Origin of the sequence: Epibacterium ulvae, assembly GCF_900102795.1 — a bacterium.
Classification (GTDB): domain Bacteria; phylum Pseudomonadota; class Alphaproteobacteria; order Rhodobacterales; family Rhodobacteraceae; genus Epibacterium; species Epibacterium ulvae.
The window spans coordinates 179,447-203,631 of record NZ_FMWG01000001.1 but is presented as its reverse complement, the minus strand read 5'-3'; the positions used below and the strand labels follow the sequence as shown (position 1 = coordinate 203,631).

Below are 24,185 nucleotides of genomic sequence, written 5' to 3'. Positions count from 1 at the left end.
GCGATTGGCCTGCGCTTTAGCACAAAGCAGCAGCACCAATAAAATTTGAATTTTAATTGCTGCTTCATGGTTTTGCCTCAAGATCCAAAGTGACGCATGCTTTGCGTATAGGATTTTGTGGGGAAGGCCCGTGAGACATAAAAAACGTTTGAAATACGCTGATCTCCCTGCAGGTAGCGACAATCCACTGTCCTCTGCAATAACAGGCCGTGATCGTTCTGTGCTTGATATGGTTGCGGATGCGATTAAATTCGACCAAACACTGCTTGCATATCAGCCGATTATGCAAGCCCTGCCGCCACACAACGTTGCCTTTTACGAAGGCTATATCCGCGTTTTAGATTCCACCGGGCGGGTGATCCCAGCCCGGGAATTCATGGATGTTGTCGAAGATACTGAACTTGGTCGTGAGCTGGACTGCCTTGCGCTTCAACACGGGCTTAGAACACTGTCCAAGCATCCAAATATTCGCCTGTCTATCAATATGTCAGCACGTTCCATCGGGTATGAACGCTGGGGCAAGGTACTGAAACGTTTTCTCAGCAAAGATGCGACCATCGGTGAACGCCTCTTGCTGGAAATCACCGAAGCTTCGACACAAGGTGCACCTGAACTGGTGCTCGACTTTATGACCCGCATGCAGGACCACGGGATTGCCTTTGCAATGGATAATTTCGGATCGGGCAGTATGGCAATCGCGCACTTCCGCCAATTCTTCTTTGATGCGGTGAAGATTGACGGAAAATTTGTGCGCAACATATTGGAAACACATGACAACCAGTCTGTTGTACGTGCCCTTGTCGGAGTGGCTAAGCAGTTTGATATGCTCACCGTTGCCGAATCGGTTGAAACTGAAGCTGAAGCACAATTCCTGGTCGATATCGGTGTCGACTGCCTGCAGGGTTACCTTTATGGGGCGCCCACCGTGAGAGCCCCCTGGGTGGAAGATCTAAAGGCTCAACGTCGCGCTTAAACTGCGCTTTTGGGCACATAAGGTCCACCAGAAGATCCCCGTAAATTAAATCTGGCCCTACAGATTTTTTTCCAGCTTGGTTGACAGGCCGACCAAGACTAAGACAGGCTGTGGCTGCTGCACCTGCAGCATTCGCTTACCCTGTCCCTGTATGGGAGGAGGAACGCGGTGGACACTGCTGCAACGATTTCATGACAGCGACGATACCGCGCTCCAGGAAATACTGGATGACAAAGGACTGAATGTCATGACCAACGTTGTAATTGCATCCGCCGCGCGTACCGCTGTCGGCAGCTTTGGTGGCGCGTTTGCCACTACACCCGCGCACGATCTGGGTGCCGCCGTACTGGAAGCCGTCGTAGAGCGCGCAGGCGTCGATAAATCCGAAGTATCTGAAACCATTCTCGGTCAGGTTCTCACGGCTGGTCAGGGCCAAAACCCCGCCCGCCAAGCCCACATCAATGCAGGCCTGCCACAAGAAAGCGCCGCATGGGGGATCAATCAGGTCTGTGGTTCCGGTCTGCGGGCGGTTGCTCTTGCAGCGCAGCACATTCAGCTGGGCGATGCCTCGATTGTCTGTGCCGGCGGCCAAGAAAACATGACCCTGTCCCCCCATGCTGCACACCTGCGTGCAGGCACAAAAATGGGTGACATGAAGCACATTGATACGATGATCCGCGACGGCCTGTGGGATGCCTTTAATGGCTATCATATGGGACAAACTGCTGAAAACGTTGCAGAACGCTGGCAGATCAGCCGCGATATGCAGGACGAATTTGCAGTTGCGTCACAAAACAAAGCGGAAGCAGCACAAAAAGCAGGCAAATTCGCGGATGAGATCGCAGCCTTTACCGTGAAACACCGTAAAGGTGATATCACCGTCGACAGCGATGAGTATATCCGCCACGGCGCAACCTTGGACGCCATGCAAAAATTGCGCCCTGCCTTTATTCGTGATGGCGGCACCGTCACCGCGGCAAACGCATCTGGTTTGAACGACGGCGCAGCAGCCACCCTGCTGATGAGCGCGGATGATGCGGAAAAACGTGGCATTGAGCCGTTGGCGCGAATCGCATCTTACGCCACAGCTGGTCTGGACCCATCCATCATGGGCGTTGGCCCGATCTATGCCTCCCGCAAAGCGCTGGATAAAGCAGGCTGGAGCGTTGACGATCTGGATCTGGTCGAAGCCAACGAAGCCTTTGCTGCACAGGCCTGTGCTGTGAACAAAGACATGGGTTGGGATCCATCTATCGTGAACGTCAACGGTGGCGCGATCGCCATTGGACACCCGATTGGTGCATCTGGCTGCCGGGTTCTTAATACTTTGCTGTTCGAAATGAAGCGGCGCGATGCGAAAAAAGGGCTCGCGACTCTGTGCATCGGCGGCGGTATGGGTGTCGCGCTTTGCGTTGAACGCCCTTAAGCGATTAAAATAACATCATAATGAAGGGCGTCCATGCGGGCGCCCTTTTGTTTTGAGACCAAACCGTTACAATTCCTGAAGAATATCTACCCAACTGGCCTTATTGCAGGTATGAAATTTGCTTGCGAAAACCAGTTTTTAAATGCAATTATATTACCTACAGAATACCTAGTGGAGGAAGAACACAATGGCACGTATTGCACTCGTCACCGGCGGATCCCGCGGCATCGGCGCGTCAATTTCCAAGACGCTGCAAGCCCAAGGATACGCCGTCGCTGCGACCTATGCAGGGAATGACGACGCCGCCGCCAAATTCACCGAAGAGACTGGCATCAAAACCTACAAATGGAATGTTGGTGATTACGAAAGCTCCCAAGCAGGTATCGCACAGGTCGAAGCAGACCTTGGCCCCATTGACGTCGTTGTCGCAAACGCCGGCATCACGCGTGATGCGCCATTCCATAAAATGACGCCAGAGCAATGGCAGCAGGTCATCGACACCAACCTGACCGGCGTGTTCAACACAGTTCACCCGATCTGGCCTGGCATGCGTGAGCGTGGTTTTGGCCGCGTGATCGTGATCTCGTCCATCAACGGGCAAAAAGGCCAATTCGGTCAGGTTAACTATGCGGCAACAAAAGCGGGTGATCTGGGAATCGTCAAATCGCTGGCACAAGAAGGCGCCGCAAAGGGCATCACAGCAAATGCAATCTGCCCCGGTTATATTGCCACTGAAATGGTGATGGCCGTCCCTGAAAAAGTCCGCGAGAAGATTATCGCAGGTATCCCTGCTGGTCGTTTGGGTGAACCAGAAGAGATTGCGCGTTGTGTCGCCTTCCTCGCTTCAGACGATGCGTCCTTTATCAACGGCTCCACCATTTCCGCAAATGGCGCGCAGTTCGTCGTCTAAATCACTTTTGCACTTGATGTGAAACGTAAGGGCCGCCCCATAGGGCGGCCCTTTTTTAATCCCGTAAGAGCCTTGCGCGCTCAGACCCAGCGGGAAACCTTGGTGGTGGACGGATTGCGACGTGGAGATCTGACATATCCCATAACGAGAGCACACAGATCCCAAAACGCAGCGCTGCGTTCCAACCGTGCTGATTTCATCGCACGCTTTATCATTTCTTGGCTTGTCGCATCCAACATGTCTCACCTCATGGGTTCAGATTAAATGTTTTGATCTGATACCTTTATGACGCACGTGATATTTCATGACAAACGAGACTTTTCAGAACTTCACTTAAGTAATACTTATCTGAATATGAGTGATGTTCTCCCACCTCTTACCGCGCTTCGCGCTTTTGACGCAGCCGCGCGCCACATGTCATTTACGCTCGCTGCGGATGAACTGAATGTGACACCTGCAGCGCTTTCGTTTCAGATCAAATCATTGGAAAGCCACTTGGGGATGCCCTTGTTTCGGCGGCTGAACCGCGCGGTTGAACTGACCGAGGCTGGAAAAGCCCTTGCACCAGGGGCCGCCGACGGGTTTCAGGTGCTTCGCGACGCTTGGCGTACCGCGAAGAGGCTACAAGATCACGCCACGCTGACGGTCACAGCTGGTCCGGCACTCACCGCAAAATGGCTTGCACCACGTCTTTATGAATTTGCCCGTCGCCATCCTGATATCGATCTCAGATTTTCGGCAACGCTGCGCGCCCTTGATCTGCGACGCGACGATGTGGATGTTGCGATTCGCTTTGGCGTAAATGATGATGATGGTCTTTATTCCAATCCCGTGCGTAAGGAATGGTCGACGCCGGTGATGTCCCCCGCTTTGGCAGAACAATTTCCAACGCCTGAAAGCTTGATCAAAGCCCCTTTGATTTTTGATGATTCCCTTTCGTTTCTAGAGCACCGCCCCGATTGGCCACAATGGTTTCAGGCTATGGGGCTTGATTACGTTCCAGAACACGGCACACGATTTTCGCAGGCCGATCATGCTGTTGATGCCGCTATCGCGGGCATAGGTGTGGCGCTGGGGCGACGCGCAATGATCCTAAAAGATTTGGAAGAGGGTCGCCTTGTTGCTCCCTTTCGCACTGCCATCGAAACAGAAGGGCGGTTTCGTTTTGTGTGCCTACCCGGCGCCATTGAAAGGCCTCAGGTTGCGGCATTTCATGACTGGTTTTTTAGCGAAATTGAAAAGACAAAGAACGTCTCAGACGATTTTACAATTATCCCACTGAACAAAAAGTCCTGACCATGCCACAGATCAAAGCCACCGCAATTGGATTTATTGCAATTCTCTTGTGGGCACTCCTTGCCCTGTTCACTGTCGGGTCAGCCCCGGTGCCACCGCTTTTGTTGAACGCGATTTGTTTTACACTGGGTGGGGGTCTTGGATTGCTCTGGTCGGCTGCTTCTGGAAATCTGCGTGCACTACGTCAAGTGCCCTGGACAGTCTACGGGCTTGGGGCTTTGGGGCTATTTGGCTATCACGCGTTGTATTTCTCTGCTCTGCGGCTTGCCCCCGCGGCAGAAGCAGGTCTGATTGCATATCTCTGGCCGCTGTTGATCGTTCTACTCTCAGGGCTGCTCCCTGGTGAAACCCTGCGTAAAGGTCATTACTTTGGCGCAATTTTGGGGTTTTGCGGCGCGGCGCTTATTGTCAGCGGCGGAGGCGCTGGATTTCAAACACAATATCTGCCGGGCTATGGGCTAGCCCTTCTGTGCGCGCTCACCTGGTCAGGCTATTCTGTACTTTCACGACGTTTTGCATCTGTCCCGACCAGTTCAGTGGCTCTTTTTTGCCTGCTGAGCGCAGTCGCCTCATGGGGATTACATTTTCTGCTCGAAGACACGAGATGGCCCGATAGTCTGCTTGGGTGGGGATCCGTTCTGGGCCTTGGATTAGGGCCTGTTGGGCTTGCGTTCTTTGTCTGGGATATCGGAGTAAAACAAGGCAACATTCAGGTTTTGGGCACCCTATCGTATGCAACCCCGCTGTTGTCGACGCTTGTCCTTGTGATGGCAGGTATTGCACAGCTATCGATCAGTTTAGGCCTTGCCGCGATACTCATCACCCTTGCAGCCCTCTGCGCAGCACTTGCCAGCAAAGAAAAAGGGCCATCCAAAGATGACCCTGGCTTATCGTGACATAGGATTTTGTTCACGTCACGGGATGCATGACCTGTTAATGCTCGGACAGGCGGGCAATCTCTTCTTTGATTTTTAACTTCTGTTTTTTCATCTCGGCAATTTGCAAGCCATCTGTGCTCGGCAATCGCTGTGCCGTTTCCACTTCCGTGCTCAGATACTCATGTTTCTTTTTGAGTTCGGTCAGATGTGAGCTAAGGCTCATGTTTATCCTCCTTTGAGCAGTGTCGGGTCCTCAAGTGATATTGAGGTGAGGAGAGTGGACCACAGCACAACCGGCCTGTCACGCTGCAGCTGCGAGAACTTTATCTAAAATTCGAACAATCGGCTGCTTTTTGCCCGAATTGACGAAAAATGCACGTTATAGGTGCAGGGAAAAGAGCCCCTTCTCAGGTCGGCCACGCCAAAGCTGCGCCGTTTCGTAAAATCGCCTCGACCTGTGGAGAATAATCGACGCCATCCTCGCCATGTTGCGCCCCTAGATGCAGCACCAGTGGCGCGTGCAACCGAAACGCCGCGCGCCCGCCCTTGCGCGCCCGCACCAGCACTAGCTCTGCTGCACGTCCAACACGCGGCGCAAGGGGTAATACCTCGACACTGCCCAAACGATCAGCAGAGGCCATCAGGACGTCGGGCAAACGGTCTGCGCGCTGGATTACGTGCAGATAGCCTTTGTGGCGCAAACGGCGCGCTGCAATATCGATCCATTGCCCCAAAGGCGTCTCTTCGCCCAACGCAACCCGTCGTCCATTGTTTTGGGACGGGCTGTGCGCCCCTTTACGATAATAGGGAGGGTTGGCGATGACATGATCAAACTGTTGCTGCTTTACCCCATCCGGGAGCATTGTGAGATCAGCCTCATGCACCTTTAGCGCGCAGTCATTCAATTTGCCGTTACGTCGGGCAAGGTCGGCATAGGCGAACTGAAGCTCTACTCCTGTGATCTTAAGCCCCGGAATGCGTGCATTCACACAGAGCATCGCCTGCCCAGCTCCACAGCCAAGTTCAAGCAGGCTTTCCCCCGGTTGGGCTGGAACGCTGGCAGCCAAAAGAACGGGGTCAACTCCCGCACGATAGCCGTTTTTTGGCTGCAATAACGAGACTTTACCGCCAAGAAACAAATTCTGGCTCAGGTCTTGCTCGGCAAAGACAGTGCGCGCCACGTTAGTCCCGCCCCAGCGGAATATCATTGTCTCGCATCGCCCGTAGCGCAGCTTCAAAATCATCTTCGCGCACCAGCAGGCGCCGCGGGAAAATTCCAATGCCACCTTCAAGCACGCTCATATTTACGTCCATCTGAAAGCAGTCTATATCCTCACCCTCAAGAAGGGCTGAAGCATAGGCTAAGATCGTTGGGTCTGTGCTGCGTAAAAGTTCCTTCATAGGGATGGATCTAAGGGCAACCTTGGTAGAATGTCGAGCCTTGCAGGCAGGAAAGTGATGGATCAAGTCGTGACTCAAAAACCGCATGAATTGCTTGCTGAGACGCTCAGCACCAAAATGGCCGCAGTCAATACCCTGATCCAAACTCGGATGGCCTCGGAACATGCGCCGCGCATTCCCGAAGTGACTGCGCATTTGGTCAATGCTGGGGGAAAACGCCTGCGCCCGATGCTGACACTCGCTGCGGCAAAACTATGTGGTTATGCCGGTGAAGATGATGTCAAATTGGCTGCCACAGTTGAATTCATTCACACAGCAACGCTTTTGCACGATGATGTGGTCGACGAAAGCGGGCAGCGCCGAGGACGGCCGACGGCAAATCTTCTGTGGGACAACAAAAGTTCTGTTCTGGTAGGAGATTATCTGTTTTCGCGCAGCTTTCAGTTGATGGTTGAAACGGGATCGCTGCAGGTTCTGGATATTCTCGCCAACGCTTCGGCCACGATCGCCGAAGGCGAAGTTTTACAGATGACAGCCGCGAGCGATCTGAAAACAGATGAATCGATCTATCTACAGGTTGTGCGGGGCAAAACTGCGGCGCTGTTTTCAGCTGCGACACAGGTCGGCGGCGTAATTGCAGAGGCGTCTGATACCCAGGTGCAAGCCCTTTATGACTATGGCGATGCACTGGGAATTGCCTTCCAGATTGCGGATGATCTTTTGGATTATCAAGGCGATGCCAAAACAACTGGCAAGAACGTCGGTGATGACTTCCGTGAGCGCAAGCTAACGCTCCCCGTGATCAAAGCCGTTGCGCAGGCCACAGATGAAGAGCGGGCCTTCTGGACCCGGACTATCGAAAAGGGCCGCCAGGAAGACGGCGACCTGGAACAGGCTCTTGCGCTGATGGCGAAATATCAAACGCTCGAAGCCACGCGTGCAGATGCGCTGGTCTGGGCTGCAAAAGCAAAAGACGCGCTGAATGTCCTGCCTGAAACAGCCATCCGCACGATGCTTGTTGATCTGGCTGACTACGTCGTGGCCCGTCTGCATTGACCTAAAACAAGCCACCTGTGCCCGCCGCCCGATAAGATAAAAGCGCTGCCGCGCCGTGCTTTTGCACGGCGCTTGGCCCAACTGCGGGGAAGCATCTTTGATGCGCCACACCGCAGGCGGGAGCCCCCGCGCCAACACGGCCTCACGTCAGTGTCACCACCTGACACCACCAATCTGGATGTTCTGCGCCAATTTCATAAGCTGCCATATGCGCCGCTTTTTTCGAAGGATACAGCGCAAAACACGTCGCCCCTGATCCCGACATCCGAGAAAGCTGTTGTCCTTTTGTTGCGCGAAGGTCCGACAACACCCGATCAATGACGGGTGCAACCTGAATGGCAGGCCTCTCCAGATCATTGCGCTGCTCATAAAGCCAAGCTGCGCAATCTGAACCGGTGGAAAATATTGGTATCTGCGCTGACATAGGCGCATTATCCCGGCTCTCTAGCGCTTGAAAAACAGGGCCGGTTGGCACTGGAACACCGGGATTGACCAACAACGCGTAAAGGTCTGGCAGCGCAACAGGTGTCAGCCCCTCCCCGACCCCATACATGCGTGTGGCAGTTGCGCGCAGGCATACCGGCACATCTGCCCCCAGCGAAATCGGCAGATCTGACGAAATCGCATTTCCCAACCCTTCAATTGCTTTTAGGACAGCCGCAGCATCAGAAGACCCTCCTCCGATGCCTGCCCCATGCGGAAGCTTTTTATTCAGCGCGATCTCACCACACCAATTGGCCGCCTCCGCGGCCTGCCACACCAGATTTCTCTGATCTGTCGGCACGCCAGAAGAAAACGGACCAGTGACTTGCACACTCATTTCATCAGCAGCCTGAAGCTGTAGATGATCCCCAAAATCTGCGAACACCACAAGCGAATCGAGGAGATGATATCCATCTCCTCGTTGTCCCGTAATATGCAGCGTTAAATTGATCTTTGCAGGCGCAAAGGCTTCAACCATCATTGGCCACCTGCAAGGGCGCAGCACCTTCTTCTTCCAACACCAAATCTAAACCAACATCCAGCTTGCGCCGGATGCGCTCCGGATCTGCTTCAGAATTTGCGTCCTCTGGATCAACAAAGGAGAGCGCGCGCCGCCATTGGAATTCAGCCTCGCGCTCACGCCCCACAGCCCAATATACATCGCCCAAATGATCATTCACAACCGGATCAACAGGCATCAAAGCTGCAGCGGTTTCCATATGACCCACCGCTTCTTCGTAGCGGCCAAGGCGATAAAGCACCCACCCCAGTGAATCAACGATATAGCCCGACTCTGGCTCTACCGCGACGGCGCGTTCAATCATGGATAGGGCTTCATCCAGCTTGATCTGTTTTTCAACCAGCGAATAGCCCAGATAGTTTAACACCTGCGGCTGGTTTGGATTAAGCGCAAGTGCTGCGCGAAAATCACTTTCAGCCTGATCCCATTGCTTCAACCGTTCATGACTGATGCCACGCAGGTACAGCAAGCGCCAGCGCCCTCGTGCATCTTCCTCGGTCAACGCCAGCGCTGCATCATAAGCTTCGGCCGCCGCTGCATAATCATCGCGCTGGCTCATAACATCGCCAAGTTCAGCAAAGACCGCGGGGTCCTCTGGGTAGGTCTTGGCCAGATTGCTCAGGACCTCAGCCGCTGTTTCGATATTATCTGCACGCCGCATTGCCTCTGCACGCCCCAGTTCGGCGGCAAAAAATTCCGGGTGATCTTTTGGAACCGCGCGATAGGCCGCGACAGCCAGATCAAACCGGCCCAATGTATCAAGCAGCTCTGCGCTAAGAAGCGCTGCATCCACATGCGCAGGCCGCAGTGAGGTCGCCATTCGCGTATACATCAGCGCATAATCTGGATTGGCATCCCGTCCAAGCCCGATACCAATCGTATAAAAAACCTCAGCTACTCCATCAAGAGGCGTCGCCGCAATCGCAAATGGCAAGGTTTCGCCCCCCTTCAGGCGATCTGCGATCGTTATGAGCCCCGGATCAAGGCGCACCCCAAAACCTTTCTCCATAAACTCAAGCGCGTCTTGGTTGCGGTCCAGCTGCGAGAGCACCTCAACATAGGCCAAAGCGGCACGTCGTGTGGCCCGCGCCAAACGCGCGTTATCTTTGGCAAAAAGCGCCTCTGCGCTTTGATAATCACCAACGGATGCCAACGCCAAAGCGCGGTGGAAATCAGCAAAGAAAGAGAGACGCTCTTCTTTTGCCATTTCGGTAAAGACGGACATAGCGCGCGTGACATCACCAACCGCCAATGCGGCCCAGCCTGCCAGCAATCCGTCCGCCAGATCTGCGATCATCTGCGTTTCGGGGTCACGGTCCAAAATGCTTTGAAAGTCGCCGTCTTGTGCGAGACTGCCCACCATTGCGATATTTGCAATCTGGCTAACACTTCCCTGATCCCACATCTGTTTGGCCACAGGGGCAGCACGCTGCAAATTTCCAAGAGCAAGCTGCGCAAAAACCACGTTTTCCATGAGGGCAACGTTGCTTGGATCCCGGGCCAGAGCCTTAGTGTAGTATTCCGCAATTGCGGAAAAATCGCCATCATAGGTCGCGGCCCGCCCGGCCAGATAAGATCCAGCCAACCCGCGCGGGAATATTTGTTGATCTGTCGCGGTCTGCGCCAGAACTGGAGGGGCTGCGCTGGCCAACAAAGCCGCACATGCGGCAACACGGGTCATGGAGCGGAGGAATTTATAGGCCACGCAGGTCTCTCCCTAGAGTACTAATCTCTTGTTTTTCTCAAGCTAGGCGCTTGCAGAGGAAGAGGCAATGGCCCTGCGTTCAACTCCGCGCCATCTGGCTGTGCACAGGCGGACCACCGCGTACAATTACCGCATCAAAAAACCGGGAGACACGGCTCCCGGTTTTCAAACATGAGTGATCCAGATGATCACATGTTGGGGTAATTGGGTCCATCTCCACCCTGTGGTGTGGTCCATGTGATATTTTGCGCCGGATCTTTGATGTCACAGGTTTTACAATGAACGCAGTTCTGGAAGTTCACGACGAAATCTTTCACACCATCTGTTTCGACAACTTCGTAAACCCCTGCTGGGCAATAGCGCTGCGCAGGTTCTGCATAATCCGGCAAGTTCTGTGAAATTGGCACCAAAGGATCTGCAAGGCGCAGGTGTGCTGGCTGGCTCTCTTCGTGGTTGGTAAAGGAAAACGCCACGTTTGTCAGACGGTCAAAGGACAACACGCCATCGGGTTTGGGGTAATCAATCGGTTGATGTTTCGCCGCGCTTTCGGTGGCATCCGCATCGTTTTTGCCATGGCCCACGGTACCAAACAGCGAAAACCCATACGTGTTGGTCCACATATCCAGACCACCCAGCATCAGCGATGCTGTGAGACCCCATTTCGACCAGATTGGTTTAACGTTACGGACTTTTTTCAGGTCATCGCCGATTGCGCCTTCGCGCACGTCGGCCTCATATGCCGCCAATTCATCACCGGACCGCTCTGCCTTGATCGCATCAAAGGCGGCTTCGGCTGCGGCTTTACCAGACAGCATCGCGTTGTGGTTGCCTTTGATCCGCGGCACGTTGACCATACCCGCCGCACAGCCCAAAAGTGCGACACCAGGTGCAACAAGTTTCGGCAGCGACTGCCAGCCCCCTTCGGTGATCGCACGCGCGCCATAAGCGACACGTTTACCGCCTTTCAATAGCTCAGCCACCATTGGGTGATGTTTGAACCGCTGGAATTCCATATAGGGGAACAGATGCGGGTTTTTATAGTTTAGGTGCACTACAAAACCAACGTAAACCTGATTGTTATCAAGATGGTAGATGAATGAACCACCACCAGCGTTTGATCCCAAGGGCCAGCCCATTGTGTGCGTCACGGTGCCTTCTTTGTGCTTGGCAGGATCAATCTCCCAGATCTCTTTCATCCCAACACCATATTTCTGCGGCTCTTTGCCTGCAGAGAGATCATATTTGGCGATCACTTCTTTTGAGAGTGAGCCGCGCACACCTTCGGAGAGGAAGACATATTTCCCGTGCAGTTCCATACCGGGTTCGTAAGATGGGCCGGGCGTACCGTCGGCCTCTTTGCCAAATTCGCCCGCAACGACGCCTTTGACTTCGCCTTTGTCTCCATACACCAGTTCAGAGCACGCCATGCCGGGAAAAATTTCAACGCCCAGCTCTTCGGCCTGTTCGGCCATCCAGCGGCAGACGTTGCCCATGGAAACAATATAATTTCCGTGATTATTCATCAAAGGCGGCATAGGTGCGTTGGGAATACGAATTTGGCCGCCTGCGCCCAGCATGTAGAAATTGTCTTCTTCGACCGGTACGTTTAACGGCGCGCCCTTTTCTTTCCAATCCGGGATCAACGCATCCAACCCGCAAGGGTCCAGCACAGCACCAGACAGAATATGCGCGCCAACTTCAGAGCCTTTTTCAAGCACAACAACCTGAAGATCAGCATCCAGTTGCTTTAGACGGATGGCTGCCGACAGACCCGCAGGACCGGCTCCGACAATCACCACATCATATTCCATCGCTTCGCGTTCAATCTCGGCCATCTTGGGCGCTCCCTGGCTAAATTTGGCTAAAGGCCCCATCCGGGCGCAATTTTCTTTCGCGGTTGCTTAGCGTTTGAACCCCATACAGGTCAATCTAAACCCCGCGTTCAATGAAACGGCTTGACAGGGATTTGTACAAACTGCGGTGTAATTTTCGACATTCACCTTGTTGTTTTCGACATTCACACCTCTTTACGGGAATCTGGGCGGTCTCCCATCAGATAGCGTGGCCCTGCCCCATAGCGTTTTGCATCATCATCTGGATTATAAAGCGCGCATTTTGACAGCGAGAGGCAGCCGCATCCTATGCATCCGTCCAGATTATCGCGCATCCGCTTTAAGGTTTCGATTCGCTGGTCCAGATGATCGCGAAACGTTACAGAAAGTGCTGCCCAATCCTCGGCAGTTGGTGTGCGACCACCGGGTAGCTGTGAAAGAAGGTTGCGAATTTCAGGCAGCGAAAAGCCAAACTGCTGCGCAATCATAACAAAACTGAGCCGACGGATATCTGCACGCAGAAAGCGACGTTGCCCACCTGCATTGCGCCACGGCTCCACCAAACCTTGCGATTCATAGTAACGGATTGCGGAAACAGCCAAGCCAGTTCGCTCTGCCAAATACCCGATTGAAACACCTGCGGACTGCGTCATCTCGTCCTCATAAAATATCTTGACCTAAAGTTAGCTTTAGAAATTAGCGTGGACCTACACACCTGTAAAGCGATCAAAAAGGATGTATTTATGACTGCATATCTTGAGCACGCCAACGTAACCGTTTCCAATCCAGAACAGACAGCCGCATGGATGGAAGACATATTTGGATGGAAAATCCGCTGGCAAGGCGACGCTATGGAGAGCGGGCACACAATTCATATCGGTTCAGAGACCAGCTATGTCGCGCTATACGCGCCAGACGCCTCTCCGACCAATGGGCCAAGAAGCTATGACACACGGGGTGGTCTCAACCACCTCGCGCTGGTCGTCGATGACTTTGAAGACACGCGAGCCAAAGTCATCGCGGCAGGCTTCACGCCGGGCGACATCCATAGCTACGAGCCCGGACAGCGGTTCTACTTCAAAGATGACAACAACATCGAATTTGAAGTGGTTCACTACGGCACTCCTCCGCTGACCTGATATGAATGCACAGTGAAAACCTAAGCCCCCCCTTGCATTTATACGCTCGATTGGGTCAGGTAATTGTCAACGTATTCACGCGCCCCGCTGCAACTGTTGTGGCGGGGCGACGTGTTCGACACAATGGCAACCGCTGCCTGCAGCACAGAAAGAAGACCCGGACATTCTTATGGAAAAGATCCCGATGACCCCGACGGGCTTTGCCGCCCTCGAAACTGAATTAAAGCACCTAAAGTCTGTTGAACGTCCCACAATCATCAAAGCCATCGCCGAAGCGCGTGAGCTGGGCGATTTGTCGGAAAACGCTGAATATCATTCAGCCCGCGAAAAACAGTCCTTCATTGAAGGCCGCATCAAAGAACTGGAAGGCCTGTTGTCTTTGGCTGACGTGATTGACCCAACCAAACTGTCCGGCGCGATCAAATTTGGTGCCAAAGTAAGCGTTGTGGACGAAGATACAGACGAGGAAAAGTCCTGGCAGATTGTTGGTGAACACGAAGCCAACATCGAAAAAGGACTTTTGAATATCAAATCCCCTATCGCGCGTGCCTTGATCGGCAAGGAAGAAGGTGACAGCGTAGACGTACGCACCCCCGGTGGTGTGCGCTCTTATGAAATTTTAAGCATCGATTATTCCTGACCCAAACCGAGCATCGCCATGACAGGCTCTCCTCTTGAGCAACAGCACGCGCAGCCAGCGCCCCTTTCCCAGCCAGATCTGGGCGCAGCACGCAGCTTGGGAGCAGCCGAAGCCTTTGCAACGGCGCTGAGCCTGATCTGGGGCGTGGTGTACGGCCTGGGGGACAGGTTTTTCGGCAGCACTGAAACAGAATTCTGGTCGGATCCGCTCCTTTCTCTCTGGGTGCTGATCTTACCAATCCTGTTGATCTGGGCCTGTGCCTTGAACTTGCGCAGTTCCCGCATCGCGTCCGCTGAAAGCGCTTTCCTCACAGCGCAGTTGAACCAGATGCAAACCAATGCACTGAACCATGCCCAGACCGGAACCGCAGGGAGTGGTGCGTCGATGGTTCAAAAGCTGGATGAAATTGCAGAAACCGCGCGTAAAACAGAAACTGCATTGGCAACCTTTCACAGTATTCGAATGGAAACCAATCGCCCGTCGGCGCAAACACGACCACCTCCTCCCCCTCAAGACGAGCAAGGCGCGCTCGCTCTTGGCACCACCGCTGAAGATATGACACCGCCACTGCAGGTGGATCAGTTTATTCGCGCGTTGAACTTTCCCGAAACAGCAGATGATGAGATCGGTTTTACAGCGCTGCGTCTTGCCCTACAGGATCGCAAAGCCAGCCAAGTGATACAGGCGGCTCAGGATATTTTGACGCTGCTCAGCCAAGATGGCATTTATATGGATGATCTTCACCCAGATATGGCACGGCCCGAAATCTGGCGGCATTTTGCAAAAGGATCACGCGGGCGCGAAGTCGCCGCACTTGGCGGTGTTCGCGATCGCAGCTCGCTTGCGCTGACCGCAGCACGGATGAAGCAAGATCCTATTTTCAGGGATGCAGCCCATCATTTTCTGCGCCGGTTTGACCAGATGATTGTTGATTTTGAAGAAACGGCAAGTGATGCTGAAGTTGCCGCATTGGGTGAAACCCGGACAGCACGCGCCTTTATGCTGCTTGGGCGTGTGGCCGGGACGTTTGACTAAAAGCGCGCCCAACACGTTAAACAAAGCACTCCCGCCCGGCTCAGGCGACATAAATGTCCCCAGCCCGTTGGGCATGGCACCGTGTTGGGTCCACCAAGACATGCTCCAAACATCAAAACCTTTCAGCATGTGAGTCACACTACAGTTCCGAAAACACGGTGCGGCGGCATCATACACCAACCACGCCGCGCCCAAGCGCGGCGCTTGGCCCAACAAGACGGGTTGGCCTCAAGGCCAGCCCAAGTCTTGGCGGAAGCCCTTCCGTTATGTCGCATCAGCGGGGTGCAAAACTCTGAAAGGGAATAAAACGTACCAGATCGCCGGGAGCAATGATCTGCGCACTATCAGAGAGCTCAACCAGCCCTTCTGCCCAACTCAGACCGCTGATCCGGCCAGACCCTTCTGAAGAAAACACCTCAACACGGCCTTCGCGCAGGCGTGCACGCAGAAACTCACGTCGACCGGGCTTTTTGTTTTTGGAAAACGCGGCAGGCAACAGCACGGCCTCAGGCGCAGTCCAAGCCGATCCGGCCAAGACTGCCAATGCAGGTGCTGCAAAGACCAAAGTGCAGACCAGTGCAGCAACAGGATTTCCCGGCAGGCCAAAAACAGGTGTCTGCTTCCACAAGGCCAGTGCCAGCGGACGACCCGGTTTCAACGCAATACGCCAATGCTGCAGTGTGCCCTCACTGCGCAAAAGGGCCGAGACATGATCCTCATCCCCTGCAGAGGCGCCGCCGCTGGTCAGCACGACATCGGTTTCAGCTGCTGCACGATCCAGGGCCACACGCAATGCCGCCGGGTCATCCGGGACACGTCCAAGGTCAATGGCGTCAAATCCCATCTCGTGGAGCACCGCCAGCAGCATTGGCCTATTCGCATCATAAATTTGCCCCGGCTGAGCGACACCGCCCGGTTCAATCAGTTCGTCCCCAGTAGACAGAACTCCGACCCGCAAACGCAACCGCACCGGTAAAACTCCATGGCCGGTCGCAGCGGCAAGGGCAAGATCAGCAGGGGTCACCACACGCCCCGCCTTAAGGATCACAGCCCCTTGCAAGACATCTTCGCCCGCCTTACGCGTGTTTGCCCCAGCTTTGATTGGACCATGAAACGCGATATGGGTTTCGTTTGCTGAGACGTCTTCTTGCAACACAACCGTATCGACGCCGGGCGGCAGGCTCGCTCCTGTGAGAATCCGAATGGCGTGACCGTCTGGCACCTCTCCCTCATATGCCGGTCCTGCAGCGGCACGGCCAGCCACCAGAGGCAGCACATGATCCCCTTTGGTTTTCCCGCCCGCAAAACCGTACCCATCTACAGCTGTATTGGGCAGCGGTGGGTTTGCACGCAGCGCCGTCACATCCCGCGCCAGCACACGACCAAGCGCGGCGTTCAGTGACACACTTTCCTCTGCCGTTACCGGATGCATACGTGATTTCAAAAGCGCCAGCGCCTCGTCCACAGGGGTCCAATCGACACCGGCGGGCAGAGCGAAACAATCATTGTGCAAAGGCGGGGGGGAAAGGGTCACAGATTCAACTCCTTTGCGATAAAGTCGGCTATTGCATCTGTGTTATCCAGATCAAAAACCGGGCGATCCAGATCAAGGGGTATATCGCTTGCAACGGCACGGATGGACGGATCATCTGGCGCGATAAGCGGCTGTCCGGCAGCCGTTCGGTAGGCCTCGATCTTTGGATGTGCTTCGCGTTTATATCCTTCCACCAGGATCAGATCCACGGGCTGCATCCGTGCCAACAGATCTATAAGGGATGGCTCGGGTGCGCCGCGTAGTTCATGCATGATCGCAACACGTTGTGCCGATGCCAGCACCACCTCTTGGGCACCTGCCCTGCGATGGCGATAGCTGTCTGTGCCGGGGTGGTCCACATCCGTTTCATGATGCGCATGCTTCAACGTCGAAACGGTCAGTCCTTGCCCGGTAAAATGCGTCACCAGACGCTCCATCAACCCGGTCTTACCGTTGTTTTTCCACCCAGTGACCCCATAGATTTTCATCGAAGGAAACCACGCGCTGTCTCAAGGTCTTCAGGAGTGTTCACGTTGAAAAACGGATCAAAGGGCGTTGCTGGAAACAAAGCTTCCCGCCCATCATATTGGTCCGTCCATAAAACCACCTTTCGTAACCCGTCGTTCAACGCGTCGCGCAGCTCATGCCGCAACAGAACAGGCCAAAGGCCGAAGGTTGGGTGCCGATTTATACGGCGCCCTCCCCCGGATTTCAAAACTTCCTCTGACGTCCGCGGTGTCGCGGAAAGCACCAGCGGATGCTGTTGCCCTTCTGCTGCCTGAACAAGCTGCGCCACCAGATCCACGGGGAAGAAAGGCGTATCAGCAGCCACAGTCACGATTGTTTCTGCGCCCTGCTCTGCCGCCCAATCAAGCCCTGCAAGCACCCCTGCAAGTGGGCCAACAAACCCATGGATACTATCAGGCAGAACGGGCAATCTAAACGGCTTAAAACGCGCGGCCGGGCCATTGGCGTTTAATGCGATCTGATCAACCTGTGGTGAGAGACGCTCAACAACATGATCCAGAATAGAGCGTTCCCCCAGCCGCAACAGACCTTTATCACCGCCGCCCATTCGGGTCGCGCGACCACCCGCCAAAATAACACCCAATGGCTTTAACATCCTGCACGCTCCTTTTAGCGATCCGCACTTTTGCGGCGATGTTTTTTATCTTCGCTCTGCACGGCAGATGGGTCAAAATCCCGGATCAAACGCTCTTCTCCTGACAGGCACATAAAACGTTGTCCCCGCATGCGGCCAATAAGTGTGAGGCCAATTTCGCGTGCGATTTCAACTCCCCAGGCCGTGAAACCAGACCGTGAGACCAGAACCGGAATACCCATCATTGCGGTTTTGATCACCATTTCAGAGGTCAAACGCCCTGTTGTGTATAAAATCTTATCCTCAGCCGACACCGATTGCGACAACATCCAGCCAGCGATTTTATCAACCGCGTTGTGCCGTCCGACGTCTTCCATATAGACCAATGGTCTATTCTGCTGGCACAACACCGTCCCGTGGATGGCTCCTGCTTCAAGATAAAGCGACGGCGTGCGGTTAATTTCATGAGCCAGAGCATAAAGCCATGAAGTTCGCACCTCGGCCGATGGCAATGTGACACCTTCCAAACCATCCATCATATCGCCAAAGACCGTGCCGACAGCACAGCCAGAGGTGCGGGTTTTCTTTTGCAATTTTTCTTCATGAGAGGTTTCAACGGCCGTGCGTACCACCACCGTGTCCAACTCTTCATCAAATGTAACGGCTGTCACCTCATCCGTATCTGTCAACATGCCTTGATTGCGCAGGAAACCAAGGGCCAGATACTCAGGATGATCTCCAATGGTCATTGCGGTGACGATTTCTTGGCGATTTAAGAAAATCGTCAAAGGGCGTTCTTCGACCACCGAGATATCCTGCAGGTCGCCATTCTGGTCATGCCCCTGCAACCCGCGGGTGAGGCCGCTATTATTGGGGTCGGGTGCGATCAAATACGCGGAAGAGGATGTTAATTTTGCCAAAAGCGCAGCTCCTGCCTATGATCCTACCTGTGAATTGGCAATAATTTAGGGAGCCAACGCCATTTTCGCCAGCGTCAATACGGCAGATCACGCGTGAATTTGCGACAGGTTCAACCGTTCAGGGCTGCATTGCTGGCCGCAATGCCGCGCTTGAGGTCTTCGTCATCACCCTCATAGTATTTCTCAGCTTTCACGCCGGGCCGCTCGGCAATCTGATCAAAGAGTTTGACGGGATAGAAAGTTCTATCGATGTCTTCAAAGCCGGGTACCTGCTGCAGAATGCCAGAAGTTGCATTGGCGCAAAAAGCGCCGGGTACGCGCCCGTTGGATTTGACCAGTTGCAGCGCAACTTCAGCCTGTTCAGCACTTACGGGAATACGTTGTGTCACGACATGAAACGTGGTGCGCGCATGGGCGCTGCGATAGGCCTGAAAGACAGCTGGTGAAATCCCGTACAGCACATCGTTATATTCTGGAACGACATCTGCATGAAACGAACCTGCCGGATCAAAGATGACACGTTCCGAACCGCTGACCATAAGGGCGGTGTGACCGCCCTGTCCTGTACGGTTGTTCACCACGGTGATCACGGTAAGCGCGGGTCCATCAGAGGCCTGAAACGCCGCCTGCTGCAACGTTTCCAGATCTGCATTGGGTTGCTGCGGCGCGGCGCAGCCGGACAAGGCCACTGCTAAAGCAGCGCTACACAGCAATTTTTTCACGAAAACGCTCGCAATCAGATTGCAAAAACAGCCAGAAAAATCAGCGCTGCAATGGATGCAATGCTGCAGCGTACAATCGCGGTAATGAAACCGGCATAGGCCTGTTCCTGTACAGTGATATCCATTGTACCGTGTTTATGTTCAGCCATGAGCTCATATCCTCGTCACATATCTTTGCCGCTGAATACTGGATTTAGCGTTCGGTGTCACCACGTGTTTGTGGCGCGTTTGGGTTAAAAAAGCTTTGTTTTGGCATTTTCACAGCCAAAACAAAGGCACATAGGCGAATCGAACCCTAGGTCTCGTCCAGATCTGCAGCCAGACGAAATCCTATGCGATTTGCAGGGGCTTCTTTGACAGCCTTAGGCACGGCACGCAGCATCACGCTTAGTTGAGTGACATGTTCAACAAGCTGCGTGCGGGCGCCATTGCCGTCAGTGCCGTAAAAGGTGATTAAATCAGGATCAAAATACCCCATACCTTCGATGCGTAGCACGCCAGCATCACCACCGACAAAGCCCATCGCAACTTCGTGCTCGCTGTCCAGCTGTTCTTCGAAGGAACGGATGTAGAGGATCAGGCGTTCATAAGCCCAGCGCGCTTCACTTTTTGCGCTATCAGGTTGCTGCAATTTCTGCGGCACTTTGGTGAGCCCTGCACAGGCCTCGGGATCTGCATGGACCTCATGCACACATGGCAAAACAGCCGCTTCGGCCGCCTCAGCGCTGGTTTCGATATCAGTCCCCATTGTGAGCCCTCCCTAAGATACACAATCTGATGTTACGCGCTCCGCTGATAAAGCCAAGCACCATCTTCACGCGCCCAGCGCTCAACCTTACCAAGGTGATACAGGTGGTTCACATGCGCCACAGCCTCTACAAGCGCGAGACCATATTCTGCCGGTCCAATCTTGCGTTTGAACAGATAGGTAAAACAGTCTGCTGCGGTATGGGGTTCTTTCAGTGCCTCCATAAGACGGTCCAAAGCCCCGTGGTGATTATCAATCAGCTGACGCATCCGTAATGGCAAGCGAGAAAAGGGAAGCTTATGCCCGCCGAGCACCAAATGATCAGGGCGCGCCAACTGTGACAAACGTTCACAAGCTTCAAGCCAATCTGCCAGTGGATCAGCCATTGGTTCAGTCACATAAACGCCAATATTGGGGCTGATCGATGACAGGATCTGATCACCCGAAATCACCAGATTGTCGTCGCGGCTCCAAAATGTTGCATGTTCAGGCGCATGACCATTGCCGATGTGCACGTCCCAGTCGCGCCCGCCCATCCGAAACACATCCCCTTGTTTAATCCGGGTAAAGCCCAGCGGCATCGGATAAACTGTATCCGCGAAATTAAAAGGACGTTCTGCAGCACGCTTTTCATAGATCGCCTGATCAATGCCTGCGCTGCGATAATAGGCGAGCGTCTCTTCTGGCCAGGTTTCCTGGACATCCAGCGTCAACATCCGCGCAAACAGCCACGCTGTTCGGGTCGTGACGAGTTCAGCGCCATGTCCGGACTGAAACCAGCCCGCAAGGCCTATATGGTCCGGGTGATGATGCGTCACCATGACACGACCCACAGGCTTGCCTGCCAAAGGCCCTACCATAAGTGTTTCCCAGATCGCGCGAGTTCTGCGTGAATTCATACCCGTGTCAATGATGGTCCAGCTGTCGCCATCATCAAGCGCATAGATATTCACATGATCCAGCGCCATCGGCAGTGGAAGGCGCATCCACAGCACCCCTTGTGCGACCTCAATCGCTTCTCCCTCTGCAGGTGGTGTTTCAAAGGGAAATTTCAGCGACACATCAGGGATAGGTGTCATGCGCGTAACTCGTCCAGAGACAGGGCAAATGTGCCATCCGCACCGGCTGTCGCTGCTGCCAGATGTCCCTGATATTCCGGCAAAAGACGGCTCATGTAGAAGCGCGCAAGTTTGGCGCGTGGGCCTTCGGGATCCGCCACTGCGGCGCGTAAGTGATAGTACCCGCCAAGTACGCGCGCAAAGGCCCGCAGATACGGCAATGCGCCCGCAAAACGGTTTTGCATATCCTCTTGTGTGACCAGCCAATCTGTCGCCTCACGCAATGCCTCATTGGCCTGCCACAAACGATCCGTCATATTTGGATGATTGGAACGTGCGCTTTCCGCCAAGGTTTCGATCTCATCAATAAGCGCATAAGCGGCCTCCCCCCCATCGAGCATTTTACGCCCAACAAGATCCATTGCCTGAATACCGTTGGTGCCCTCATAGATCGCTGTGACACGGACATCACGGTAATATTGCGCAGCGCCGCTTTCTTCGATAAAGCCCATACCACCATAGACCTGCACACCCGTTTCAGACACTTTCATCCCGGTTTCGGTGCCAAATACCTTGGCAATCGGTGTCAGAAAAGCCGCGCGGGCAGCATGGTCTGCCCTCCCCGTTGCCGCATGCATATCGATCGCATGGGCACAGGACAAAAGGACGGCCCGAGAGGCAAAAAGATCGGCTTTCATCTCCATCAGCATGCGCCGCACATCTGCATGATCAACAATCGCCCCCGACGCGCTACGCCCCTGCTTACGTTCCAACGCATAGTCCAGCGCATGTTGATATGCACCTTCCCCCGCGCCAACACCTTGTCCCCCGACACCAAGGCGGGCGTTGTTCATCATTGTAAACATCGCCGCCAGACCCGCATGGGGTTCCCCCACAAGCCAGCCCGTCGCACCATCATATTGCATCACACAGGTGGGTGATCCGTGCAGTCCCATCTTGTGTTCAAGGCTGACAACTTTCAGATTATTGGCCCGACCGGGATTGCCATTTTCATCTGGCAGGAACTTTGGCACCACAAATAATGAAATCCCTTTGCTACCCGGAGCGGCATCAGGCAGACGTGCCAACACAAGGTGCACAATGTTTTCAGCAAAATCATTATCCCCCCATGAAATAAAGATCTTTTGCCCGCTGATAGCATAAGTACCATCGCCGTTGTCTTCCGCTTTGGACCGCAGCGCCCCGACATCAGAACCGGCCTGCGGCTCTGTCAGGTTCATCGTGCCAGACCATTCCCCCGAAATCAGCTTTGGCAGGTAAATCTCTTTGATTTGATCACTGGCGTGGGCCTCAAGCGCGTCAATTTGACCTTGGCTCATGAGAGGGGCCAACTGCAAAGACAGGCAAGCGCCGGCCATCATTTCATTTACGGCCGTCGCAAGTGTCAGCGGCAGCCCCATCCCGCCATGATCCGTGCCTGCGTTCATGCCAACCCAGCCGCCTTCGGCAATTGCAGACCAACCCTCGGGAAAGCCGGGCGAGCTGCGCAGGACACCATTTTCCAAATGTGCTGGTTGCAAATCCCCGCTGCGCTGCAAGGGGGCCATCACATCATCACACAACCGTCCGGCCTCTCCCAGGATTGCTGTGACCAAATCCGGTGTTGCCTCAGCAAATCGATCTGTGGCCGCAAGTTGATCAAAGCCAACAACCGCATCAAACAAAAACGTATATTCAGACGTGGGGGCGCGATAGGGCATAATATGTCTTCCTTTAAGCAGAGCGGGACAATCTTGGCAGGCTTGGCTTTGTGAGGGCAAGTCTATAGAGATGCTATGTCCTTCATTAGCTATCCAGCTCAGGCTTTCAATCAATCCAAACGCAGCGTCATCGCATGAAACCGGAACGTACCGTTATTTTATCTCCCACAGAAGCAGACCTCGACAAGGCCGCTGAGCTTTTGCGCACTGGTCAGTTGGTCGCGTTTCCGACCGAGACGGTCTACGGATTGGGTGGCAATGCCTGTGATGGCAACGCTGTCGCTGGGATTTATGAGGCCAAAGGGCGGCCCAGCTTTAATCCGTTGATCGCCCATGTTGCCGACATCAAAAGCGCACAGAAGCTGGTTATATGGTCCGATATGGCTGAGCAGCTCGCACAAGCATTTTGGCCCGGTCCCCTTACGCTTGTACTGCCCCTGAAACCAGATCATGGCGTATCAGGGCTGGTTACGGCGGGGCTTGAGACACTTGCGGTGCGCGTTCCCGCACATCCGACAGCGCGTGCGCTTCTTGCACGTGTTGGCCACCCCGTAGCGGCCCCATCTGCCAATCCTTCAGGGCGTATCAGTCCGACCCAAGCCTCTCATGTTCTGGCCGGCCTATCGGGGAGAATCGCAGCTATTTTGGATGATGGCGCCTGTGGTGTGGGACTTGAAAGCACAATCCTGGGACTGTCCAATGACATCCCGACTTTATTACGCCCCGGTGGTTTGGCCGCAGACGAAATTGAAACCGTCTTAAGATACCCGCTTAAAAATCGTGATACGGCTGATCCTTTGACGGCTCCCGGGCAGCTTTTGTCACATTATGCCCCAAATGCATCAGTCCGGTTAAATGTAACTGCACCTGACGCGGGTGAGCTTTATTTGGGGTTTGGAGCACGAGAAGGTGATCTCAATCTGTCATCAACAGGCGATTTGGCAGAAGCGGCGGCCAATCTTTTTGAACATCTGCACCAATTGGATGCACGCGCACTGCCGATTGCCGTTGCGCCGATCCCGTATCACGGCCTTGGTCAAGCCATCAACGACCGCCTCCAACGGGCAGCGGCGCCGCGTTCTTAAG

General features: G+C 54.2%; 27 protein-coding genes. 10 read left to right on the top strand and 17 right to left on the bottom strand.

From position 1 onward, the window contains the following. Nucleotides 1-130: 130 nt before the first annotated feature. The 3 genes from BLP79_RS01040 (at nt 131) to phbB (ending at nt 3,309) form a co-directional block, all read left to right on the top strand. Complete coding sequence (locus BLP79_RS01040; RefSeq protein ID WP_232716341.1) at nt 131-973, top strand: EAL domain-containing protein; 843 nt, start codon at nt 131-133, stop codon at nt 971-973. Nucleotides 974-1,220: 247 nt separating this feature from the next. Continuing rightward, nucleotides 1,221-2,399: an acetyl-CoA C-acetyltransferase gene (locus BLP79_RS01035; RefSeq protein ID WP_090215646.1), complete on the top strand. Its 1,179-nt coding sequence runs from the start codon at nt 1,221-1,223 to the stop codon at nt 2,397-2,399. A 187-nt stretch (nt 2,400-2,586) separates the two neighbouring features. After that, a complete protein-coding gene (gene phbB / locus BLP79_RS01030) occupies nt 2,587-3,309 on the top strand; it encodes an acetoacetyl-CoA reductase (RefSeq protein WP_090214901.1) in 723 nt (240 codons plus the stop codon). An 80-nt stretch (nt 3,310-3,389) separates the two neighbouring features. Here the strand turns inward: phbB and BLP79_RS19595 are convergent, their stop codons facing one another. Next, nucleotides 3,390-3,548: a hypothetical protein gene (locus BLP79_RS19595; protein ID WP_157843956.1), complete on the bottom strand. Its 159-nt coding sequence runs from the start codon at nt 3,546-3,548 to the stop codon at nt 3,390-3,392. Nucleotides 3,549-3,663: 115 nt separating this feature from the next. Here BLP79_RS19595 and BLP79_RS01025 point away from each other — a divergent pair, with 115 nt between their 5' ends. After that, nucleotides 3,664-4,605 carry a transcriptional regulator GcvA gene (locus BLP79_RS01025; protein WP_090214900.1) on the top strand — a complete coding sequence of 314 codons (942 nt, stop codon included), beginning with the start codon at nt 3,664-3,666 and terminating at the stop codon, nt 4,603-4,605. Nucleotides 4,606-4,607: 2 nt separating this feature from the next. Further along, nucleotides 4,608-5,501: an aromatic amino acid exporter YddG gene (gene yddG, locus BLP79_RS01020; protein ID WP_090214896.1), complete on the top strand. Its 894-nt coding sequence runs from the start codon at nt 4,608-4,610 to the stop codon at nt 5,499-5,501. A 37-nt stretch (nt 5,502-5,538) separates the two neighbouring features. Here the strand turns inward: yddG and BLP79_RS01015 are convergent, their stop codons facing one another. From BLP79_RS01015 to BLP79_RS01005, 3 genes are all read right to left on the bottom strand, one after another. After that, on the bottom strand, nt 5,539-5,706 hold the full coding sequence (locus BLP79_RS01015; protein WP_090214893.1) for a YdcH family protein: 168 nt from the start codon (nt 5,704-5,706) through the stop codon (nt 5,539-5,541). A 184-nt stretch (nt 5,707-5,890) separates the two neighbouring features. Then, nucleotides 5,891-6,664 (bottom strand): tRNA1(Val) (adenine(37)-N6)-methyltransferase, encoded by a 774-nt coding sequence (locus BLP79_RS01010; RefSeq protein ID WP_232716343.1) that lies wholly within the window; start codon nt 6,662-6,664, stop codon nt 5,891-5,893. Between the two features lies 1 nt (nt 6,665). Further along, nucleotides 6,666-6,884, bottom strand: coding sequence for a putative signal transducing protein (locus BLP79_RS01005; RefSeq protein ID WP_090214888.1), 219 nt, complete (start codon nt 6,882-6,884; stop codon nt 6,666-6,668). 57 nt (nt 6,885-6,941) lie between these two features. Between BLP79_RS01005 and BLP79_RS01000 the strand changes: the two genes are divergently transcribed. Beyond that, entirely contained in the window at nt 6,942-7,940 is a 999-nt protein-coding gene (locus BLP79_RS01000; protein ID WP_090214887.1) for a polyprenyl synthetase family protein, read from the top strand. 142 nt (nt 7,941-8,082) lie between these two features. Here the strand turns inward: BLP79_RS01000 and BLP79_RS00995 are convergent, their stop codons facing one another. The 4 genes from BLP79_RS00995 to soxR all read right to left on the bottom strand — a co-directional run bounded on the left by BLP79_RS00995 (nt 8,083) and on the right by soxR (nt 13,133). Beyond that, nucleotides 8,083-8,904 carry a 4-(cytidine 5'-diphospho)-2-C-methyl-D-erythritol kinase gene (locus BLP79_RS00995; protein ID WP_090214884.1) on the bottom strand — a complete coding sequence of 274 codons (822 nt, stop codon included), beginning with the start codon at nt 8,902-8,904 and terminating at the stop codon, nt 8,083-8,085. Further along, entirely contained in the window at nt 8,894-10,648 is a 1,755-nt protein-coding gene (locus BLP79_RS00990) for a tetratricopeptide repeat protein (RefSeq protein ID WP_408607938.1), read from the bottom strand. The genes BLP79_RS00995 and BLP79_RS00990 overlap by 11 nt, the downstream gene beginning before the upstream one ends. A 188-nt stretch (nt 10,649-10,836) precedes the next feature. After that, entirely contained in the window at nt 10,837-12,483 is a 1,647-nt protein-coding gene (locus BLP79_RS00985) for an electron transfer flavoprotein-ubiquinone oxidoreductase (protein ID WP_090215643.1), read from the bottom strand. Between the two features lie 182 nt (nt 12,484-12,665). Further along, entirely contained in the window at nt 12,666-13,133 is a 468-nt protein-coding gene (soxR, locus tag BLP79_RS00980; RefSeq protein ID WP_090214878.1) for a redox-sensitive transcriptional activator SoxR, read from the bottom strand. 90 nt (nt 13,134-13,223) lie between these two features. On the opposite strand from soxR, the gene BLP79_RS00975 reads away from it, so the two are divergent. The 3 genes from BLP79_RS00975 (at nt 13,224) to BLP79_RS00965 (ending at nt 15,294) form a co-directional block, all read left to right on the top strand. Continuing rightward, entirely contained in the window at nt 13,224-13,619 is a 396-nt protein-coding gene (locus BLP79_RS00975) for a VOC family protein (RefSeq protein WP_090214875.1), read from the top strand. 169 nt (nt 13,620-13,788) lie between these two features. Next, nucleotides 13,789-14,259, top strand: coding sequence for a transcription elongation factor GreA (gene greA, locus BLP79_RS00970; protein ID WP_090214873.1), 471 nt, complete (start codon nt 13,789-13,791; stop codon nt 14,257-14,259). An 18-nt stretch (nt 14,260-14,277) separates the two neighbouring features. Further along, nucleotides 14,278-15,294 carry a hypothetical protein gene (locus tag BLP79_RS00965; protein ID WP_090214868.1) on the top strand — a complete coding sequence of 339 codons (1,017 nt, stop codon included), beginning with the start codon at nt 14,278-14,280 and terminating at the stop codon, nt 15,292-15,294. A 274-nt stretch (nt 15,295-15,568) separates the two neighbouring features. Here the strand turns inward: BLP79_RS00965 and BLP79_RS00960 are convergent, their stop codons facing one another. The 9 genes from BLP79_RS00960 to BLP79_RS00920 all read right to left on the bottom strand — a co-directional run bounded on the left by BLP79_RS00960 (nt 15,569) and on the right by BLP79_RS00920 (nt 23,099). Next, nucleotides 15,569-16,828, bottom strand: a complete 1,260-nt coding sequence (locus BLP79_RS00960) for a molybdopterin-binding protein (RefSeq protein ID WP_090214865.1) — start codon at nt 16,826-16,828, stop codon at nt 15,569-15,571. Then, nucleotides 16,825-17,316: a molybdopterin-guanine dinucleotide biosynthesis protein B gene (gene mobB, locus BLP79_RS00955; protein ID WP_090214863.1), complete on the bottom strand. Its 492-nt coding sequence runs from the start codon at nt 17,314-17,316 to the stop codon at nt 16,825-16,827. The genes BLP79_RS00960 and mobB overlap by 4 nt, the downstream gene beginning before the upstream one ends. Next, nucleotides 17,313-17,951 carry a molybdenum cofactor guanylyltransferase MobA gene (gene mobA / locus BLP79_RS00950; protein ID WP_090214860.1) on the bottom strand — a complete coding sequence of 213 codons (639 nt, stop codon included), beginning with the start codon at nt 17,949-17,951 and terminating at the stop codon, nt 17,313-17,315. Before mobA ends, mobB begins: the two co-directional genes overlap by 4 nt. A gap of 14 nt (nt 17,952-17,965) precedes the next feature. Then, nucleotides 17,966-18,850, bottom strand: a complete 885-nt coding sequence (fdhD, locus tag BLP79_RS00945) for a formate dehydrogenase accessory sulfurtransferase FdhD (RefSeq protein ID WP_090214858.1) — start codon at nt 18,848-18,850, stop codon at nt 17,966-17,968. A gap of 110 nt (nt 18,851-18,960) precedes the next feature. Continuing rightward, nucleotides 18,961-19,572 carry a hypothetical protein gene (locus BLP79_RS00940; protein ID WP_090214856.1) on the bottom strand — a complete coding sequence of 204 codons (612 nt, stop codon included), beginning with the start codon at nt 19,570-19,572 and terminating at the stop codon, nt 18,961-18,963. Nucleotides 19,573-19,586: 14 nt separating this feature from the next. Then, on the bottom strand, nt 19,587-19,721 hold the full coding sequence (locus BLP79_RS00935; protein ID WP_090214853.1) for an aa3-type cytochrome c oxidase subunit IV: 135 nt from the start codon (nt 19,719-19,721) through the stop codon (nt 19,587-19,589). A gap of 146 nt (nt 19,722-19,867) precedes the next feature. Then, nucleotides 19,868-20,320: a DUF6173 family protein gene (locus tag BLP79_RS00930; RefSeq protein WP_090214851.1), complete on the bottom strand. Its 453-nt coding sequence runs from the start codon at nt 20,318-20,320 to the stop codon at nt 19,868-19,870. A gap of 32 nt (nt 20,321-20,352) precedes the next feature. Then, entirely contained in the window at nt 20,353-21,399 is a 1,047-nt protein-coding gene (locus tag BLP79_RS00925) for an MBL fold metallo-hydrolase (protein ID WP_090214849.1), read from the bottom strand. Then, the gene (locus BLP79_RS00920) at nt 21,396-23,099 is read right to left on the bottom strand and encodes an acyl-CoA dehydrogenase family protein (protein ID WP_090214846.1); all 1,704 of its coding nucleotides are present in this window, start codon (nt 23,097-23,099) and stop codon (nt 21,396-21,398) included. Before BLP79_RS00920 ends, BLP79_RS00925 begins: the two co-directional genes overlap by 4 nt. 134 nt (nt 23,100-23,233) lie before the next feature. On the opposite strand from BLP79_RS00920, the gene BLP79_RS00915 reads away from it, so the two are divergent. Next, on the top strand, nt 23,234-24,184 hold the full coding sequence (locus BLP79_RS00915; protein ID WP_090214843.1) for an L-threonylcarbamoyladenylate synthase: 951 nt from the start codon (nt 23,234-23,236) through the stop codon (nt 24,182-24,184). The last annotated feature ends 1 nt before the right edge of the window (nt 24,185 follow it).